This window comes from endosymbiont DhMRE of Dentiscutata heterogama (genome assembly GCF_002888635.2).
Taxonomy (GTDB): Bacteria; Bacillota_I; Bacilli_A; order Mycoplasmatales; family CGIF01; genus CGIF01.
On sequence record NZ_LN828718.1, the window covers coordinates 362,652 to 379,330 of the forward strand.

Annotated in this window: 29 protein-coding genes; 9 read left to right on the forward strand and 20 right to left on the reverse strand. The window is 34.2% G+C overall.

What is annotated here, in order from left to right:
- Positions 1-2: 2 nt before the first annotated feature.
- From DHMRE_RS02265 to DHMRE_RS02360, 20 genes are all read right to left on the reverse strand, one after another.
- Entirely contained in the window at positions 3-164 is a 162-nt protein-coding gene (locus DHMRE_RS02265) for a hypothetical protein (protein ID WP_322632088.1), read from the reverse strand.
- Complete coding sequence (locus tag DHMRE_RS02270) at positions 154-288, reverse strand: hypothetical protein (RefSeq protein ID WP_322632089.1); 135 nt, start codon at positions 286-288, stop codon at positions 154-156. The genes DHMRE_RS02265 and DHMRE_RS02270 overlap by 11 nt, the downstream gene beginning before the upstream one ends.
- A gap of 1 nt (position 289) precedes the next feature.
- Complete coding sequence (locus tag DHMRE_RS02275) at positions 290-697, reverse strand: hypothetical protein (protein WP_322632090.1); 408 nt, start codon at positions 695-697, stop codon at positions 290-292.
- A gap of 149 nt (positions 698-846) precedes the next feature.
- On the reverse strand, positions 847-1,071 hold the full coding sequence (locus tag DHMRE_RS02280) for a hypothetical protein (RefSeq protein WP_322632091.1): 225 nt from the start codon (positions 1,069-1,071) through the stop codon (positions 847-849).
- A 500-nt stretch (positions 1,072-1,571) separates the two neighbouring features.
- Entirely contained in the window at positions 1,572-2,045 is a 474-nt protein-coding gene (locus tag DHMRE_RS02285) for a hypothetical protein (RefSeq protein WP_322632092.1), read from the reverse strand.
- Between the two features lies 1 nt (position 2,046).
- Positions 2,047-2,511, reverse strand: a complete 465-nt coding sequence (locus tag DHMRE_RS02290) for a hypothetical protein (protein WP_322632093.1) — start codon at positions 2,509-2,511, stop codon at positions 2,047-2,049.
- Positions 2,512-2,631: 120 nt separating this feature from the next.
- On the reverse strand, positions 2,632-2,871 hold the full coding sequence (locus DHMRE_RS02295) for a hypothetical protein (protein WP_322632094.1): 240 nt from the start codon (positions 2,869-2,871) through the stop codon (positions 2,632-2,634).
- 118 nt (positions 2,872-2,989) lie between these two features.
- Positions 2,990-3,280, reverse strand: a complete 291-nt coding sequence (locus DHMRE_RS02300; protein WP_322632095.1) for an HU family DNA-binding protein — start codon at positions 3,278-3,280, stop codon at positions 2,990-2,992.
- A 41-nt stretch (positions 3,281-3,321) separates the two neighbouring features.
- Positions 3,322-3,783 (reverse strand): hypothetical protein, encoded by a 462-nt coding sequence (locus DHMRE_RS02305; protein ID WP_322632096.1) that lies wholly within the window; start codon positions 3,781-3,783, stop codon positions 3,322-3,324.
- Positions 3,783-3,977: a hypothetical protein gene (locus tag DHMRE_RS02310; protein WP_322632097.1), complete on the reverse strand. Its 195-nt coding sequence runs from the start codon at positions 3,975-3,977 to the stop codon at positions 3,783-3,785. The genes DHMRE_RS02305 and DHMRE_RS02310 overlap by 1 nt, the downstream gene beginning before the upstream one ends.
- Before the next feature lie 12 nt (positions 3,978-3,989).
- A complete protein-coding gene (locus DHMRE_RS02315) occupies positions 3,990-4,409 on the reverse strand; it encodes a tyrosine-type recombinase/integrase (RefSeq protein ID WP_322632098.1) in 420 nt (139 codons plus the stop codon).
- A 245-nt stretch (positions 4,410-4,654) separates the two neighbouring features.
- Positions 4,655-5,461 carry a bifunctional DNA primase/polymerase gene (locus tag DHMRE_RS02320; RefSeq protein ID WP_322632099.1) on the reverse strand — a complete coding sequence of 269 codons (807 nt, stop codon included), beginning with the start codon at positions 5,459-5,461 and terminating at the stop codon, positions 4,655-4,657.
- A gap of 414 nt (positions 5,462-5,875) precedes the next feature.
- Positions 5,876-6,199, reverse strand: coding sequence for a hypothetical protein (locus DHMRE_RS02325; RefSeq protein ID WP_322632100.1), 324 nt, complete (start codon positions 6,197-6,199; stop codon positions 5,876-5,878).
- On the reverse strand, positions 6,189-6,800 hold the full coding sequence (locus tag DHMRE_RS02330) for an N-6 DNA methylase (RefSeq protein WP_322632101.1): 612 nt from the start codon (positions 6,798-6,800) through the stop codon (positions 6,189-6,191). The genes DHMRE_RS02325 and DHMRE_RS02330 overlap by 11 nt, the downstream gene beginning before the upstream one ends.
- Positions 6,793-7,689: a tyrosine-type recombinase/integrase gene (locus DHMRE_RS04035; RefSeq protein ID WP_419184201.1), complete on the reverse strand. Its 897-nt coding sequence runs from the start codon at positions 7,687-7,689 to the stop codon at positions 6,793-6,795. Before DHMRE_RS04035 ends, DHMRE_RS02330 begins: the two co-directional genes overlap by 8 nt.
- A gap of 3 nt (positions 7,690-7,692) precedes the next feature.
- Positions 7,693-8,385: a hypothetical protein gene (locus DHMRE_RS02340; protein ID WP_322632102.1), complete on the reverse strand. Its 693-nt coding sequence runs from the start codon at positions 8,383-8,385 to the stop codon at positions 7,693-7,695.
- Entirely contained in the window at positions 8,372-8,653 is a 282-nt protein-coding gene (locus DHMRE_RS02345) for a hypothetical protein (protein ID WP_322632103.1), read from the reverse strand. Before DHMRE_RS02345 ends, DHMRE_RS02340 begins: the two co-directional genes overlap by 14 nt.
- A gap of 10 nt (positions 8,654-8,663) precedes the next feature.
- Entirely contained in the window at positions 8,664-8,954 is a 291-nt protein-coding gene (locus DHMRE_RS02350; protein ID WP_322632104.1) for a hypothetical protein, read from the reverse strand.
- A 3-nt stretch (positions 8,955-8,957) separates the two neighbouring features.
- Positions 8,958-9,248: a hypothetical protein gene (locus DHMRE_RS02355; RefSeq protein WP_322632105.1), complete on the reverse strand. Its 291-nt coding sequence runs from the start codon at positions 9,246-9,248 to the stop codon at positions 8,958-8,960.
- Entirely contained in the window at positions 9,248-9,991 is a 744-nt protein-coding gene (locus DHMRE_RS02360; RefSeq protein WP_322632106.1) for a hypothetical protein, read from the reverse strand. The genes DHMRE_RS02355 and DHMRE_RS02360 overlap by 1 nt, the downstream gene beginning before the upstream one ends.
- Positions 9,992-10,088: 97 nt before the next feature.
- Here DHMRE_RS02360 and DHMRE_RS02365 point away from each other — a divergent pair, with 97 nt between their 5' ends.
- The 9 genes from DHMRE_RS02365 (at position 10,089) to DHMRE_RS02405 (ending at position 16,674) form a co-directional block, all read left to right on the forward strand.
- Entirely contained in the window at positions 10,089-11,048 is a 960-nt protein-coding gene (locus tag DHMRE_RS02365) for an Eco57I restriction-modification methylase domain-containing protein (protein WP_322632107.1), read from the forward strand.
- Position 11,049: 1 nt separating this feature from the next.
- Entirely contained in the window at positions 11,050-11,700 is a 651-nt protein-coding gene (locus tag DHMRE_RS02370; RefSeq protein ID WP_322632108.1) for a hypothetical protein, read from the forward strand.
- Between the two features lie 80 nt (positions 11,701-11,780).
- Entirely contained in the window at positions 11,781-13,439 is a 1,659-nt protein-coding gene (locus tag DHMRE_RS02375; RefSeq protein WP_322632109.1) for a ribonuclease J, read from the forward strand.
- 98 nt (positions 13,440-13,537) lie between these two features.
- The gene (locus tag DHMRE_RS02380; protein ID WP_322632110.1) at positions 13,538-13,963 is read left to right on the forward strand and encodes a large ribosomal subunit protein uL14; all 426 of its coding nucleotides are present in this window, start codon (positions 13,538-13,540) and stop codon (positions 13,961-13,963) included.
- Positions 13,964-13,988: 25 nt separating this feature from the next.
- On the forward strand, positions 13,989-15,227 hold the full coding sequence (locus tag DHMRE_RS02385; protein ID WP_322632111.1) for a hypothetical protein: 1,239 nt from the start codon (positions 13,989-13,991) through the stop codon (positions 15,225-15,227).
- A gap of 129 nt (positions 15,228-15,356) precedes the next feature.
- The gene (locus DHMRE_RS02390) at positions 15,357-15,560 is read left to right on the forward strand and encodes a hypothetical protein (protein ID WP_322632112.1); all 204 of its coding nucleotides are present in this window, start codon (positions 15,357-15,359) and stop codon (positions 15,558-15,560) included.
- A 105-nt stretch (positions 15,561-15,665) separates the two neighbouring features.
- Positions 15,666-16,145: a hypothetical protein gene (locus DHMRE_RS02395; RefSeq protein WP_322632113.1), complete on the forward strand. Its 480-nt coding sequence runs from the start codon at positions 15,666-15,668 to the stop codon at positions 16,143-16,145.
- A 171-nt stretch (positions 16,146-16,316) separates the two neighbouring features.
- Positions 16,317-16,520, forward strand: coding sequence for a hypothetical protein (locus DHMRE_RS02400; protein ID WP_322632114.1), 204 nt, complete (start codon positions 16,317-16,319; stop codon positions 16,518-16,520).
- Entirely contained in the window at positions 16,489-16,674 is a 186-nt protein-coding gene (locus DHMRE_RS02405; RefSeq protein WP_322632115.1) for a type II toxin-antitoxin system PemK/MazF family toxin, read from the forward strand. The genes DHMRE_RS02400 and DHMRE_RS02405 overlap by 32 nt, the downstream gene beginning before the upstream one ends.
- Positions 16,675-16,679 lie beyond the last annotated feature (5 nt).

A 16,679-nucleotide genomic window follows, 5' to 3' on the forward strand; every position in this document is an offset into this window, starting at 1 on the left:
TTTTATTTGCGTAATTGTTGCACGGTCATTCAAGTAAACGAAACTATACCTAAAGTGACAAAAGCAAGAATGGTTCCGTAAGTAAATAACCTATCGGCGGTGTATTCAAATTGACCGACATCGATACTTTCTATTTTTTTTCTTTCTAATATTCTATCGTTCATTTTTAGTTAAATTTTGTTTTAATAATTTATTTTGCTCCTCTAACAAGGTAATAATTTTGTGCTGATTTTTATTTAGTTCGCGAACTTCGTCAATTAAAGGTTTGATATCAGGGAAAAAGGACATATTAATTGCTTTCGTGCTGTAAATTATAAGGTTGTGATTTATTAAAATCACTTCCATTTAATTCAATCTGTTTTCTTTCGCGGTCGTGCGTTAATCGGACGGACTTAATACTTTGGACTTGTTGACTTAAATTATTGAATGAATTAGCCGCATTATTTTCAAGAATGGTTAATCTCTGATTAAAGGCTTGTTGATTGGCTAATATTTGCTGCAAGGTCATTTGAATTTCAAACATAGTTCCTCCCATTGACGGGATTTTTTGGCCCGTAAATTGCTCGAATAATAGAGGTAAAAATGGTAAAGATTGACCCACCATTTTCATTAGGCCCGAGGACTCTTGTTTGGACTGTTGACTATTTGAATTTAAATTGTCAAAGCCACAATTCTCTGTTTGATTATTTTGATTCATAATTTTATGCTAAATTTATTAGAGTATTTAAGCCGAAAGCTAAACCACCGACCACCGGCAATAATTTAAGGTATTCGTTATTTTTAACTTGCGAACCGTAAAAATAGAGACCCACACAAGCGGCAGCCACTACGAGCAAGATTATTTTTTTATCCATCTAATTCTCTTTTTAAATTGCTGCTAGTCCGAAAACTAATCCGTCAGTAAACATGATTTCTTTTATCTCAATCCTTAATTTTTTGTTTAGTTTTGACAAAAGTTCCTAATTTATTGAGGCGAATTGCTTCTCCGTCTTTAATTTTAACGAGGTTGTGAACTAAATCTTGGCTTACTATTTGATAAGCGTTCTTTAATTCTTGCTGAGTGTATTTCATAATCTTTGATTATTTTTCTCTTACAAGGCAAAAAGTTCAGAATAATATTTATTTACAGTTGCCTTTTTGGGAGAGCTGGAAAGTTGCCAAATTTGGGAGAGCTTTCAATATTTTTTTCTGAATAGTGCTAAAATCTTTTTCCAATACGGACCGAGGACAGTGCTATATTGTAATTTTATAGTAATTTCAAAAATATTTATTTCAGTTGCTCTATAAGAGGAGAGCTGGTCGGTTGCTTAAAGGAGAGCCGACAATATTTTTTTGTTCCAGACAGGACTATCACAAGTATATAATTTCTTTTTCGTAATTTGTTTTTTGATAATTTTAGGCTTCGACTTGGAAAGGGAGTAAATTTTTTAGAGAAATTTAAGTAAAAAATTAGCGGGAGGATGAGGGAATTTGGGAAAATAATTTTTTTCAATTGAGTTTTTTTTGAGAAAAATTTTGCGGAAAATTATTTAGACTTGCGGCTTTTATTTGGTTTTTTACTTAAAATTGAATTAATAATCAGGGCAATTTTTTTTAGCCATTATGCAAATTAATTCAGTCCGTTTAGCCCTTAATTTTTTGACATTTTTATGTAAAGAGTGGTCAAAATCAATGAAGAGAATTGAGAATAAATCGTTATAGGCTTTTTCTTTGGTGTGAAAATAGCGGCGTTTTAAGTCGCCAATTAAACGGATTTCTGTGTTCGGGATAGATAATTGGTAAAGGTTGGCGTAAGAGACAAAGGTTTTAACTTGGCTGGTTTTGGCATGTTTGTTAAAAAAGTCAGTGATTTTAACTTTTGCTCCATAATCGGCAAAATGACAATTACGTTGCTGATTGATTTCCTTAAAAGTTAAGTCATTGTAATCACCGAAAGCCCGAACTAGCCAAGAAAAAAAAGAACGAATTTTATCTTCTCTCAATCGATTATGCAAAATCGGATCGTGAATACATTCAGTTAATAATTTGTCAAAAACAATAATCATTTTAAGTTCTTATTTGCCTGCCATTAGCGGCAAATTTTATTAAATTAGCCAAGGGAATACGGGTAATCTCTTTTTCGGATTTAAGAGGCTTACGAGCATCTTTTCACGGCTTATTTTGGGCTTTTTCGAAAAGGAGATATTGTTCGGTATTTTGGTGTTTTTTAAATATTTTCTCGGCTCAATTGAGTGCTAATTCATTATCAATATCCTTTATTGGCTTAAAAAGTTTGGGGAGATGGTGGCGGTAATCGAACATTTTATCAAATACCGATTCCACGGCTGGACCGTTTGGTCAGGCTTGCCATTCTTCGGTAAAGAGCAAATATCCTTGTTTCATGGCTTCGAGATAGGTGAAATAAACTAAATGTTGAGTAATGGCCATGTCTTCAATACCTTTTTCCCAAAAATACTTTGCCACTGACAAAGGATTTAAGTTTAATTGTTTTAATTTATTATTAGTTACCATAATGTTATTTACTTTTTTAGGCCTTTTTACTTGCTCCGCTAAACTATCTCTATCACCAAATAATAGGATAAATAGCAGAAGTAAAAAATTCTTAAACTTATTTTTGAGAATACATATAACTTATTTTACTTCAATCACAAAATCCACTAATAAATTAGCCCCTTGCTTACCTTCCTCTACGGTAAATTTAATCTTTTGTCCTTCTTTTAACCAACCTCATTTTTCCGGGCTGACTTTACCAGCAAAAACCAGAATAGATTCTCCATTTTCTAATTCTAAAATGAGAAAATTGTTGCGGTTCTTGTCTAAAAGTTCTTTGCGGTTGGTGATAATGGATTTAATATTACGAGTTAAGTTCATTTTATTTTATTTTTTTACTTTCTGCTCCATTCTATATCAGAAAACAACAGACAAATATCAACATTAAAAAATAGTGCCAAGAGTTATTATTATTCCGAGGAGTTGGACGCATATGCTCTTATTTTTTACGAGCAATCTCCTCTTTTAGGGAAGTAGAGAATTTACACTTGGGCACTCTTTTACTAGGCACTTTCATTTTCTTTTTAGTCTGTAAATTCATAGCCATACGGGGTTTGGTAATAGCCGTTTTTAAAGTAAAATAACCTTGTAATCTCACTTCTTCACCTTTTAAGAGAGATTTTTTGGTTTCTTCGAGAAATTCCTCTATTATTCGGGATACTTGATTTTGGGGTAATTTAGTTTTTTTAGATATTCTTTCAGTTAATTGAGTTTTTCCGGTGATAGTCATATATGTTGTTTTTTATGATTCCTCGGCTTTCCGCTTCAATCTTATCAACTTAGAGCAGATTGAGTTTGCAAGTTAATTAACTCTTGGATTTCTGGTAAAGTTCACAGATAAATTTCCAAGCAGCCAGTTAATATTCGGTGCCTTTCAGTATGAGGGTCATCAATGTTGAGGTAATTCGGGTCATAGTCAAGCAAAAGACAGTGGGCTATTTCATGAGCAATGGTGCGAACAAAGTGCGGAAGATTATATTCTTTTCCTGTGTCGACATTCATTAATTGCAAAGCATATTTATAATTAAAATGAACAGTCTTAGTAATAATTTCAACATTACCCACTACTTCCTTGATTGGTCAGGTGCGTCCTTTTCAATTATAACTCATTTCTCAGCCGCCAAATTTGATATAAGAAGAGGCAATTGGAAGAGGCGAAATAAAGAAAAAGACCAAAGAACGACAATTTTGATAAACTTTATTGATAGTATGTTCAAAAAAATCTTGTAACATTACTTTTTGCCTTTTTTGGGATAATTCGGTTCCCCAATGTCTTTTTGAGTGCAATTAATCTCACTTACTCAGCCACCCGAAGTTTTTTTTGTTGGGGTTTTCTTAACATCTTTTTTAAATTCTTCGGCAAATTCTTTAAGTCATTTTTTATCCTTAAAAGGATTTTGAGGTGTTGATTTATTAGTTGCTACCATAATATTAATATTTTACACCGGCCTAAACTTAACCAAATTCCCTAAATCAGAATCCTTAATATAAAGAGCTGTTGTACTTATTTTACTATGCCCTAATACTTTCTGCAACACGGGCAAAGGCATGCCTGAAATAGCCTGATAAGTAGCAAAACAGCGGCGGAGAGTATGAGGTGATAACTCAATATTAGCCGATAAACCCATTTCTTTTTTTATTTGTTGTAAGAAATCAAAAAAACTAACGCGATTAGTTTGGTGGGGTTGTCAATTCCTTTTCTTCAATTCCTTAACTATTTCAGGTCCAACAAATACTCATCTCTCTTTTTGTCTTTTGCCACGTAAGAGATAGAGATTTTTATATTCGGATTGTTGGTGTTCCAAAGATAAATCAAACTCAATAGCCTCCGATATTCGCAAGCCAACTTTTCAGCACAAAAGATAAAGGCATTCATGTGCGGCTTTTTTTAAATTCTCCTTTTTTTGGTGGGCGGGAGATTAGGTAATCTCAAACTTGTTGGAGTAATTGATTGGTCGGAAGAACTGTTAAAGTTTTTTTATTGGGCATCTATAATTCTTTTTACCGTTTATTATTTACTTCTTACTTTTTATCCTTTTTCAGTAGGAAGCAGATATCATTTTTACTCTTACTGCTAACAGAATAAACAATTTTGTTGGGAGAATTAGGCGGCTTTATTTTTTTGTCTTTGTTGGTAAGTTTTTCAATTTTTTTGATGTCTCTTTCCGGCTAAATGAGATTTTATAATTTCGGATTCTTTGGTGAAGCAAACCAAACAAATATAACAGATGTTTAAGTTTTCCCGTCGTGGATTACTCTGGATCCGTTTTTCCAATTGCTCTTTTTTTTGATAATAATTTTGGATCGGCTTAAATTGAGATTTTATTTTCTGGACCGGTTTATCTTCATAAAATTCCAAATCCCGTATATTTTCTTTTCCTTTTTTTCCTCAGGGAGTAGTAAAAATATTTCTCGCTTTTAAAAATTCCTGTAATTCTGCCAATTTCTCAAATTTTAAACTTCATTTTTCATTCACTCGCCCTTTTAGAGTATAGCGAACCCCTTTTTCATGAATAGAGCCAATGCCGACCACGAAACGGCCTTTGCTATGTAATTCTCCAATCAGATCTCCATTTTGGTTGACTAATCAGCAAGATTTTGGGAGTTCTTTAATCAAAACATAACGATGAATGCCGTTAGCAGTTTGAATATAGCGAGCATCCTTGATTCGTTCTCTGGCTCATAAATCGTCCAAATCTACCGCGATAAAGTAATAATTGCCAATCAGAGTGCCAGTTCTTAACGAATATTCTTGATTAAGTTGGAGTAATTGGGCGATGCTACGATGTTCGGCATAATATTTATTTCACCCTTTTACTAACGGTTTTTTATTTTTGGTCGGCAGTAAAATATGCTTTTTAGTTAAAATTCTTAAATATTTATTTTCTGTGATAGTTAATTTTGCTTTCATTTGATTTCTATATGTAGGTGCCTCTTGTAATGAATAGTTAAGAGAGGAGAATAATAATCCCACTCCTGTATTCAGCGGATAATATAATAGAGGAGTAAAAAAAAAAAATTCTCCTCCTCTAAAATCGGTTATTTTATTTTGTCTAAGGTAAACCTTAAAAAATCCTTAGCCGCTGAACCCGAATTCTCGCAGTTTCCGGGCAAACTGTCCAGGGCTTGTTTTTCATTTAGCCCATGCCCCAACTCTCTGTTTAGGACACCTCCCCTGAGTTAGATTTCTCTAATCAGGAATCCGACTTGTCGCTTATCTGTCAGTTTTTCCAATTTTTTGACGCGGTTTTTTCCGCGTGAAGGGTAATTATCCCCTCAACTCGGCCATCGGGGAGTGGAATTAATGGCCGAATTCAGAAAATAATTAGCGGTTTTTTGGTATTCATCAGCCTTTTTCATTTTTGATAACTTGGTCGGCAGGAGTGAATTGAAAACTAATAATATCAGCGGGGGAGAAGTCATGGCGGTAATAAATGGTCTCACCATTTTGAGAAAGTTTGGCAAAAACTCTGATTTTTTGGGTTAAAATAGTAAAAATTATTCAGGAATGTTCCCCCAAAATAAATCCTTGACCGCCAAAATTGGCGGTGAATTTATGTTCTTCGGGGATTTGGTGAGAATATTCCGTGTTAGGGTTTATGAGGGATAATTGATTGTTTAAGTAGTCGTATTTGAATTTAGTTTTCATGGTAAAAATAATGGGGTTGTAAATTAGGAATGTTAAAAATCAGTATCTCACTATGAAAAACTACTCCGGAAAAAATATTTTTAGGCAAAGTAATCCGACTGCTAATTGGCGGATAAGTGCCATTCTTAAACTTTTTTCATCTTCGGCTTTGGAGAGTCAAATTGTCACAAAAACCAACTGGGGCAAATAAGACGATTGGAATATCCCGACCAAAAAGTTCAATAATCCTATCTAATCAGACTTCCGATCCTAATTTCTGACCGTAGCCATTAAAAGGAGGATTGCAGAGGATTAGAAGTTTATGATCTTCTTTCTTGATACAAATTCGGAACAATTTAAAGATTTGCGACTCATCTTTCAAAAAATCTCAGTGTTTATCGGCTGGAACATTTTGGTCGATATCAATTCCATAACTAGGATAGCCAACTTTTTCAAAAGGTTCTAGCAAATTTCTTTTTCCACAGCACGGATCGAAAATTATTCACTTTTTATCTATCTTATCTTTCAATAATCCACAAATAAACTCGCTTACTTTGGGAGGTGTGTAAACATTAGAACGCTTGGGATTTAAATGATAATTATTAAGCCTTAAATTATACATGAGTAACAATATTCTCCGAGCCTGAATTTAGGGGTTTTTTCCACAATTTACTATAATCAGCATGCACGGTAGCCCAATCATACTGAATATATTTCTCAGTAGTCTGAACGCTGGAATGCCCTAATAATTGTTGGATAGTTAATAATTGGGCTCCGTTGCGGTAGAGTCAGGTAGCAAAACTTCTTCTAAAAGTATGGGGGGTGATATTTTTCTTTATTCCTGCCTGTTTGGCACGGGCTTTCAACAATCAGCGAATATATTCGGCTTTAATGGGATTACCCCGCTGATTAAGAAATAAGTAATCGTTAGAACTGGGATTAAAATGAGTAATCAAAAAATCCCGCAGTAAAACAAATCGCACCTTATTCCCTTTACCATGAACTCTTAATTGATTGCCTTGTCAATCTTGATGTCGGATATTTACTAATTCATTAATTCGCACTCCGGAATAAAATAAGAAGCCCAGCAGGAGATTATTTCGCTGGTGAATTTTAGGATTTTTCTCAACTTTCGTTAATTTCAACTTTTCTAATTCTTCTTCATCAATAGTATCAAAAAACTTGCGTTGGGATTTGGGAATTAAGCGGACAATTCTTTCTCATTCTATTTCTAATTGCTTGAATTTGATGTAAGAATTGAGAGCATATTGTTGGACTTTTAAACTGGTTGCTTCATAATTTTTTAAGTTGGTGCGAAAATAATCTTTTAGAATTTGGGTGTTAAACTCCTGGGGGAATTTACCCAGGACATTCAAATATAATCTAATCGTATTCGCTGCTAAATTCTTGTCTTGTAATCATTCGGTATATTGGGAAATATTATGGTTATTAGTCATAATATTTTGTGGTTGAATGGCCTTTTTGAGGTTTCAGTAAGTAGTTCAGGTCATAAGTTAAAAATCATTATTTTTTTGCTCCTGCCGATAACTCCACTCCTCCAATTTATCATTTAGTCCATTTTGGCTTTCCACAATTTCTTTTACTTTTTCAATGTTTTCCAACATTTCATCACACGCATTTTTATCCCAGGTGTCAGGGTCATTTTCATCTAATACTGCACAATCAATAGGAAGTAGTGCTTTTAATTTTTCGATATCTGCTTCGATAGTTTTTTTTAACTGGGTATTGGTCATTTCTTTAATAGATATTTTGCTTATCTCGGCTAATTCTTTTGCTTTTTTTAACTTCTGCTTGGCTATTTTGGCCATCTCTTTTTGCCTCAAATATCAAGGACATTTTTTAGAGGCATGTAATTCAGCGTTTTTACAGCACTCCATAATCTTTTGGTGCCATTTACAATAATCATATTCAGTAGTTATTGTTTCTATTCCTTTTTCAAAATATCCCTGCTGCTGTTCTTTTCACTTGTAATAATCATCCTCTTTTCAAACACTATATCCTTGACCGAATTTTTTATCCCCTTGGTTTTCCTCACTTTGGCAATACTTCTCAAAGGCGGATCGGGAGGTGTCAGGTTCAATATAAAATTGTCTTTCTTTTTTGTCAATTTTAGCAGGTTGGGTTTGCTTTTGGCAATTGGGATAGAGACATTTTTCGAAACTACACGACTTTTTATTTACGGCCATTCTCTTTTTTTAATTTTCTTAATAACTCGGATAATTCCCGGTCTTTTTTCTCATCTTTTTCTTTTTCCTGGGTGGCAAAATAAATGATTTGTCGTTCTTGACAGTAAGCAATCAGCAATTTTTCTCATTTTTTGGGGCAATTGTTTAGGCATTTAGTTTTGGCATCAGCGTGATTATCCGTGCGGATTATTAGTAATTGTCAGGTGGCTTGGCAAACGGAGCAATGGAATTTCAATTTCTTTTCGAGAGTGTTAAGGGGCTTTGGCATGAGCGTTAATTTACTTTCCGAGACTAGGCAACTCCTCCCAATTATGTAAAACTCATCTTTTAGGCTTTTTTTCACAGAAAAATAGATAGCGTTTATCTATGTAACGGCTTCTTTCAATGCTGCCAATGATTTCGGATCGCACTAGGTTGGGATAAACAAAAACAAAATTTTCTTTTTTTTCATTATCCAATAAGACGGTTATTTTATAAGTAAGATTGCCGCAAAAAGGAGATTTTTTATCATAGACTTTGCGAGGTTCTTTGCCTAATATTTGGCCGACTAATTCATAGAGTTTGGTCATCTTTTACTGAGTAAGAATTCCCTTTTGGGCTAGCGAGCAAAGTTTACAGCGACGGAGGAGTTGATTAGGAAATTTAATTCAGCCTGAACCATCACACTCACTACAAGGGCTATTACGCACGATATAACGATTTCCATTAACCGCACAATCACGGCAGTAATCATAATTATGGTGAGCATAGCAAGTAAAAGGGTCGCAACAACCGAGGCAAGTTTTTTTTATTCTTTTGAAGGAAGTTTTAACTCCGCCCAGACGGGCGGAAGTTGGATGAATAACTGTTTTATTAATCATCATTAAGAGATATCAAGTTCTTCTTTTTTTGCTCCCTCATGAATATTGACCTCAGTTTTTTTGAAAAAAGCCGCATATATTCCGCAAATAGCCGCTAATCCTGCTCCAATACAGGCTCCAATGTTTCAATAATTAGTCCCTTTTTCTCCACCGGGGATTTTTTTCACTTCCTCTTTTACTTCGTTAAATTTGCTATCTAATTTAGAGAAATCCGCACCAATGCCCTTGGTTTTTAACTCGTCTACTACTGTCTTTATGGCCGAGATTTGGGAAGTATCAATTAAATCTTCATAAATTATGTTGCCTTGACTATCTTTTTGGTCTGTGCCGTCAGCATTTTTTTTAGGAGTTTTTAAGCCTTTGGTGGCCAAGGTTTCCAGTTTACTTATCAAATCTGCCGTTAATTTTTGTCCGATTACTTCATCTTTTTGTTTAATAAGAGCATCTTTTGCATCCCGTTCAGTTTGGAGTCGAGTTTTTTCATCCGTAAGTTTTTTGATTTCGGCATCGGTTTTTAATTTTTCGGCTCCGATGGAAGTTTCAATATTTTGTAAATCTTTGAAATCAGTATCCAGATCAGCCGTTAAATTGGTGTGTCTGGGATTAGACTTGTCTAATAAGTGATTAATCCTTTTCTCTAAATCAGTTTTGTCTTGTGTGCTTCAGGCTGAGGTATTATTCGCGTGAGTTTTTAAATCGTTAATTATACTTTTTACTTCTTGCAATGTATTATTGATATTTACCATTTTGCTACATATTTATTGTGATATTGTTGTGTAAAATATATAGACAAAAAGGAGGGGTGGAAAAAAGTTCTGATAAGTAAAATTTTGATATAGTCTAATGCTAGAAGCCCAATTAGTAAATGCCGAGAAAGTTAGATTAGGCAAATTTTACACCACGCAAAATATATTCAGTTATCCTCAATTTCAAGGGTGATTTACCAAGGCCTTAAAAGAAAGTAATAATCAAGTATTAGAACCTTTTGCTGGTGCTAATAATCTAATCAAAATGCTCCAAGACGAGGGCTATAATTTTGAATTTGACGCCTACGACATAAATCCCAGTTCCCCAGAAGTAGAAAAAAAGGACACCATAAAAGATTTCCCCCAAGGCTACCAACTAATTATTACTAATCCTCCTTACCTAGCCAAGAATTCAGCTCACCGAAAAAAAATTGATTTCCCTAATACTAAATACGACGATCTATATAAATTATGCTTGGAAATAATGTTAGAAAACTGCGATTATGTAGGAGCCATTATTCCGGCTTCTTTCATTAACGCTGAATTGTTTCAAGAAAGATTACACTCTTACACTCTTTTAAGTAGTCAAATGTTTACCGACACTGAAAATCCGGTTTGTTTGGCTTTATTTTGCCCACAAAAATCTAATTCTGTTTATCTTTATGAAAATGACAAATATGTCGGCGAATTACATTCCCTAAAAAAGCAAGTAGAGGAAATTTTGGCTAATAATCACTCGTCAATTGAGATAAGTTTCAATCACAAGCAAGGAAATTTAGGTTTGCGAGCCATTGATGGAACCCGTTTTCCCAGCATTGCCTTCATTGAGGCTCAACTAGTTCCCAGCCGCAAAATAAAAGTTAGTTCTCGCCATTTAACCCGCATACACATTCCCCAAGAAGTTAATTTGAATCTACTAAACGAAAAATTAAAAAAATTGCGGGAAATAACCAACGACTTTTTTTTAACCCCTTTTCGGGGTTTGCGAAAGGACGGAAAATTCCGTCGCCGTTTGGATTTTCAGCTAGCGAGAAAAATTATTGAATCTTGCTTATAATATGATAGATTGAGAAAAAGAAATTAAAGAACAAATTAAGGAAAATTTACGCGAATGTGAGAAAAAATTAGACAGTAAAGAATACCGCACTAAAATTGAAAAATGGTGTCGCAAATTTGGTTTTGATTTTGAGGAAGTTTTTGAAAAAGCCAAAAGTGATTATCTTTTTCGAGCCTTTTTCGCCAAGGACCCCAAAAAGCAGAATATTTATGAAAAAGCCCTTGCTAATTACCTCAATTCTTTGGAATTTGTCACTAATTTTCAAAAATTAAGCAGCGGTGGGAAAAATGCTCGCTACATTGACCGGGGAGTTGTCCGTAAAGGTAGTGAATACCCACACAATAAACCGGCTAAGTCCGTTGATTTCACTTGAACCATCCAAAATGAAAAAGGCGAAATGATTAAATTTTACGCTTATCATAAATACATTGAGGAAAGCGGCGGAGCCCAAGACAACCAATTTAAGGAGATTAAAAACTGTATTGAAGTGGGGAGAAATGGCAGTCAAGAGGCCAATAGAAGGGTTATTTTTATCTGCGATGGGGCTTATTTTACTGATAAGAAAATCAAAGAATTAAAAAATTTAAAGGGTAGTTGGAATTTTATTGTTTTACGAGGGGAAGAATTGGAAAAATATCTGAAAAAATTCTAAAAAAGCAGAGCAATCTATTTTTTGTCGTTCCAAAAAAAAATAAACATATACATCAAAATAAATCTTCGAAGATAAAATTTATGTCTAGTAATTTAAAAATATTTGCCTTGGGTGGCTTACACGAAGTAGGAAAAAATTGTTATGTTTTCGAAAAAAATGAGGATATAATTATTGTGGATTGCGGGGTTAAATTTCTCAATGGCAGTAATCTCGCTGACGGCACTGTTCCTAATTTTTCTTATCTTGTGGCTAACCAAAAAAAAATCAAAGGTTTATTTATTACCCACGGTCATGAGGACCATATTGGCGGCATTCCTTATTTACTACAATTAATTCCGAACATTCCAATCTATGGTTCGGACTTTTCAATTTCTCTTCTCAAACAAAAATTACGGGGAGAAAGCAAAGAAAAAACCACCATTTTTCAAGACGACACAATAATTCGCACCGGGGAATTTCGGGTCAGTTTTTTTCGAGTAACGCACTCCATACCTGGTTCTTTTGGTGTGATAATTGAGGTAATAAAAGATAAAACTCGAATAGTTATTACTGGCGATTTCAAATTTGATTGAACCGAAATCGGAGAAAAATTTGATTTAGTTAAATTGGTTGAAGTTGGCAAAAAAGGCGTGGATTTATTGTTGAGCGACTCCACTAATTCTGAAGTTGAAGGCAATACTCCTTCCGAAGCGAAAGTAGTTAAGCGTTTGGAAAATATTATTACAGAGGCCACAGGTCGAGTAATTATTACCTCTTTTGCTTCTAATGTCTACCGGTTAAAAAAAGTCATTGAGATTGCCAAAAAAACGGACAAAAAAATTGTTTTGCTGGGTTCTTCACTACTCAAAATGATGAAAGCCATTCAAAAAGCCAGTTTGTGAAAAATAGATAATTCCGTTTTTTTGAAAGCGGCCAACATTGCCAAAATCCCTAACAACGAGTTAATTATTTTCTGCACGGGTTCCCAGGGGGAGGAAAAAGCGGTCCTCAGTCGGCTGGCTCACCAAAATTATCCAGATTGAAAAGTTGAGGCCGGAGACTGTATTATTTTAACTTCTTCTCCTATCATGGATAATAGATTTAATGTTGAATTAGTTAGCAATAAATTATTTGCTCTTGGAGCCAAAGTTTATGAGAATAATAAAGAGGATTTGCTCCATGCTTCCGGTCACGCTTGCCAAGAAGACTTAAAATTAATGCTTACGCTAGTTAAACCGCGTTATTTTATGCCTTTTCACGGCGATTTTCGGATGCTGAAAAAACACGGGCATTTGGCTCAAGAATTAGGTATTCCTAAAGAAAATATTTTCGTTTGTGCTAACGGGGAAGTGGTGGAGGCCAAGGGCAAAGAATTTTTTTTAACCAAAAAAAGATTGCCGGCCCAACCTAATTATGTGTTTAATGGCCAAATACTCCCTGTGGAGGAACTGAAAAGTAACCTGACTTTGCGGGAAAAAATGTCCCAAGGAGGTTTTTTTCTGGTAGTACTTTTTTATGACAAGACCAAACGAAAATTAACCACTTCTCCTTATCTTTTTACTTACGGATTTATCAATATAAAAAAAAATGAGAATTTGCTTGAGGACTGAAAAACGAAAATTGCAGGACTTGTAACGAACAAAATCTCGGCCAAAGAATCTGATTGAAAAGAGGAGATTAAAAGTTATTTGGAAAGTGAATTATTGAAAAATTGAAATAAGGAAAAACCTTTGATACATACCATAGTGGAGGAAAAATAAACCCGATATTTTACCGGAGGTTAAAAATAAATACAATTTTTTCAGAGACCAAAAATAAAAGAAAGACATTTTTGCCACAGGCTAAAAAATAATAATATATGTTACAAAACGAATCAATTTTGTGAGTGGCGGACAATTCCGGAGCAAAAAAGTTATTAGTAATTCGCTGCTTGGGTGGCTCTAATCGGCGATATAGCCGCATTGGCGACTTAGTAATCGCCACGGTAAAGAAATCTGAACCTAATGCTGACCCCCAATTTAGCAAAGGAAAGATAGTTCTGGCTTTGGTAGTAGCCACTCGTCGGTATTTTCATCGTCAAAATAATACTTGAATAAAATTTAGTAAAAATTACGCAGTTTTAGTAAAAAAAGAAAGAAAAATAAAAGATGAAGGAAAGAAAAAAAGAAAGATTATCAAAGTTGTCAAGGAACCAGTGGGAACTCGTGTATTTGTTCCTATATTAGCCGAGTTTGACCAATGAGGATACAACAAAATCTTGTCTTTGGCTCCCGAAATTTTATAAAGGGGGTTAAAAATATTAATAATATATGCCCCATAAAGGAAAATCCAGTTTCACCAGCCTAAAAAACAAATCGGTTAGTTTTTTGAGAATTTTAAGAAACAGTTTGCGGATACTTTTCCTAATTATTTTTTTACATTGACTTCTTTGGATTACTACTTATGCTAAAGCCATCACTTATCAAGAGGCGATAAATGATGAAAAAATCGACCGACACGATAAGAAAACGGATAAATATAATAGTAAAGGTTTATTGGGAGGCGAAAGAAAAGAAAGGACTGTTGCCGAAATCGAAAATGATGTTTTAGGACAAATTGAGAAAAAGCAAGAAGGGCTAAAAGAGGGTGACTTGCCGCGAAAATGAGAAAAAGAAAAATTGCCTGACCTAGTAAAATTACACGAACAAATCGAAGAATTACAAAAAAAACCAAACCCAACCGCAGAGGAGAAAGAAAAATTAACCAAAAAAAAAGAGGAATATAATAGTAAATTAAACCAAGCCAAAGAAGACACGATTAAAAACATTCAAACCCAATTGGCGCAAAATAAATTAAATATTACTGAACTAGACGATAGTCGAAATTGATGACAAAAAATAGTCTATGACCCTCTCAAATCGATTCTCATTTCTCCCCTCAATTGAGGAAGTAAGAAGTTGGGATTACACAATTATCTATTTTTGGAGATAATTTTTAAATTAGTAATTATTGAAATAATTGCAATTTGGATTTACTTCGAAACGGCGAAATTTTGGGAGAATATGGAAAAAAGTCGTGATCCCCATCTTAGCGTTGAGGAGAGAGAGCAGTTGAATGCGGAGATGGTGCCATTGTTTAAATACTGTATCTTTAACGGCTGTATGATGGCTTTATTTACTTTTTTTCTTTCCTACCACCCGGCTTTCTTTGACCGGACCAGTCGCTGATGACAACATGGGGTCTCAGGCACTGAATGATACATTTGGTTAATTCCTCTTTATATCTCCGTTATGTTCTCAATTATCAGCAGCGAGTTCCTGCGTCACGGTCGTTTATTAAATAAACAAGAATTAAAAACTTGCATAGCGAAAAATTGAATAACTGGTCTTTTTATTACCTTGGTATTCTGCATAGGATTTCCGAGATTAATCAGAATGAACAGTATAGGAGCCAATTTGTTCTCTCTTTCGGGGGGATTGGTGCGGTTTGCCATAAACACTATTCGGGCAAAATTTCTCGGTCATCGGGAAAACTGACCCCACAGAGCAAGTCCAAGAATTTTACATTAAAATATTCGAATCAGACTTACTTTTACTAAAAAAATGAACTTTGAGAGAAAAAAATTTTTAAAATTAAATTGATAGCCAAAATTAGAAAAAGAACATTAAAAAATTTCAAGAATAAACATTATTCAATAGATGTTGCGTTGTGCTAAGTGTAATAAACAATTAAAAGTAGGAGAGAAATTTTTTGAAATAGGCAAAGACAGTCAATGGAATGTTTGAGTTTGGTGAAAATGAAATAGATTGGGGGCAAAGGAATATTTTGCTCTCCCTGTGCTAAAAAAGAGCGAAAAAGAAGGAAAAAATTCTGAAGAGATTTTTTTTGACTTCATGTTATAGTTATTTTTGGAATCCTTACTGTATACTTGGTTATTTTAGTATCGAAAATTTCCTAAAAAGTAAATATACAAATAATATAGTAAACCCACAAAAGTAGTATCCCTCATGAATTTCTCTTGAAAATACCAAGTTCCTAATAAAGGTTGATGGGCTAATTATCGTTGGCATCTAACCGAACCAAGTGAAAATTTGGGACTAAAATCTAATGGTTGAAAACGAGTTTTTTTTCGGCGGGGCTGGCAAGGAAAAGCGTTGGAAGTAGAAGGCGTTGTAGCCGCAAAAAAATGCTTACGAGCCTTACAAAATGGAACCATTACCGCTTTTGGCGGCAGGTTTCGTGGAATTAGTTATGACAAAAATGCGGAGCGGATGGTTAAGCAAGCCCAAAGGTCGCTAAAAGAAGCAATTAAGAAACATGAGAAAGGAGAAAATATTGATATTAAAGAAGTTGCTATCGTGCCTGCTTCTTATTATTGTTGGGGAGTAATTGTTGGTGGAGTTTTAATTTTTTTAGTTTTCGTTTTTGTTTTGTATTTACTTATCAAGTATTTAGCAAAAAAAACATTGACGAAGAATGGAAAATAGGTAGCGGGGCAAAAAAATTGCTAAATAGCGCCTGTTGGATAGCCAACATCGAATATTTACTAGGCCGAGGTAAAGGTGCTGAAAATATATAAAAACAAAATAATCTAGTATTCACCAATTAGAAGCATTTTTGGTTTATTGTTTTTCTCAAAAATGCTAAAATTAAATATTATGGAAAGTCTACAAAAAATAAATAATCAGCAACTCCTCCAAGAATTACAAGCAAGGGTAGTTAATAAAAAAATCTCCCAAAAAGAGTTAGCAGAAATATTAATAAAATCTCATAAATTAGTCCAAGAAAAAGAATTAGCCCAAGCCTACGAGGAATGAGCCAACGACCCTAATGAGTGAAAAGATATTAAAGAAAAATATTAAACGAGGAGAAGTTTATTGAAGTCGTTTGGATGATGCCGAAGGTTATGAGCAACAAAACGAAAGGCCACTAGTAATCGTTTCCAATAATAAGCAAAATGAGATAGAAAAATTATTAGTAGTGGTTCCCCTCAGTCGTTCCATTGAAAAAATTTAACAAAA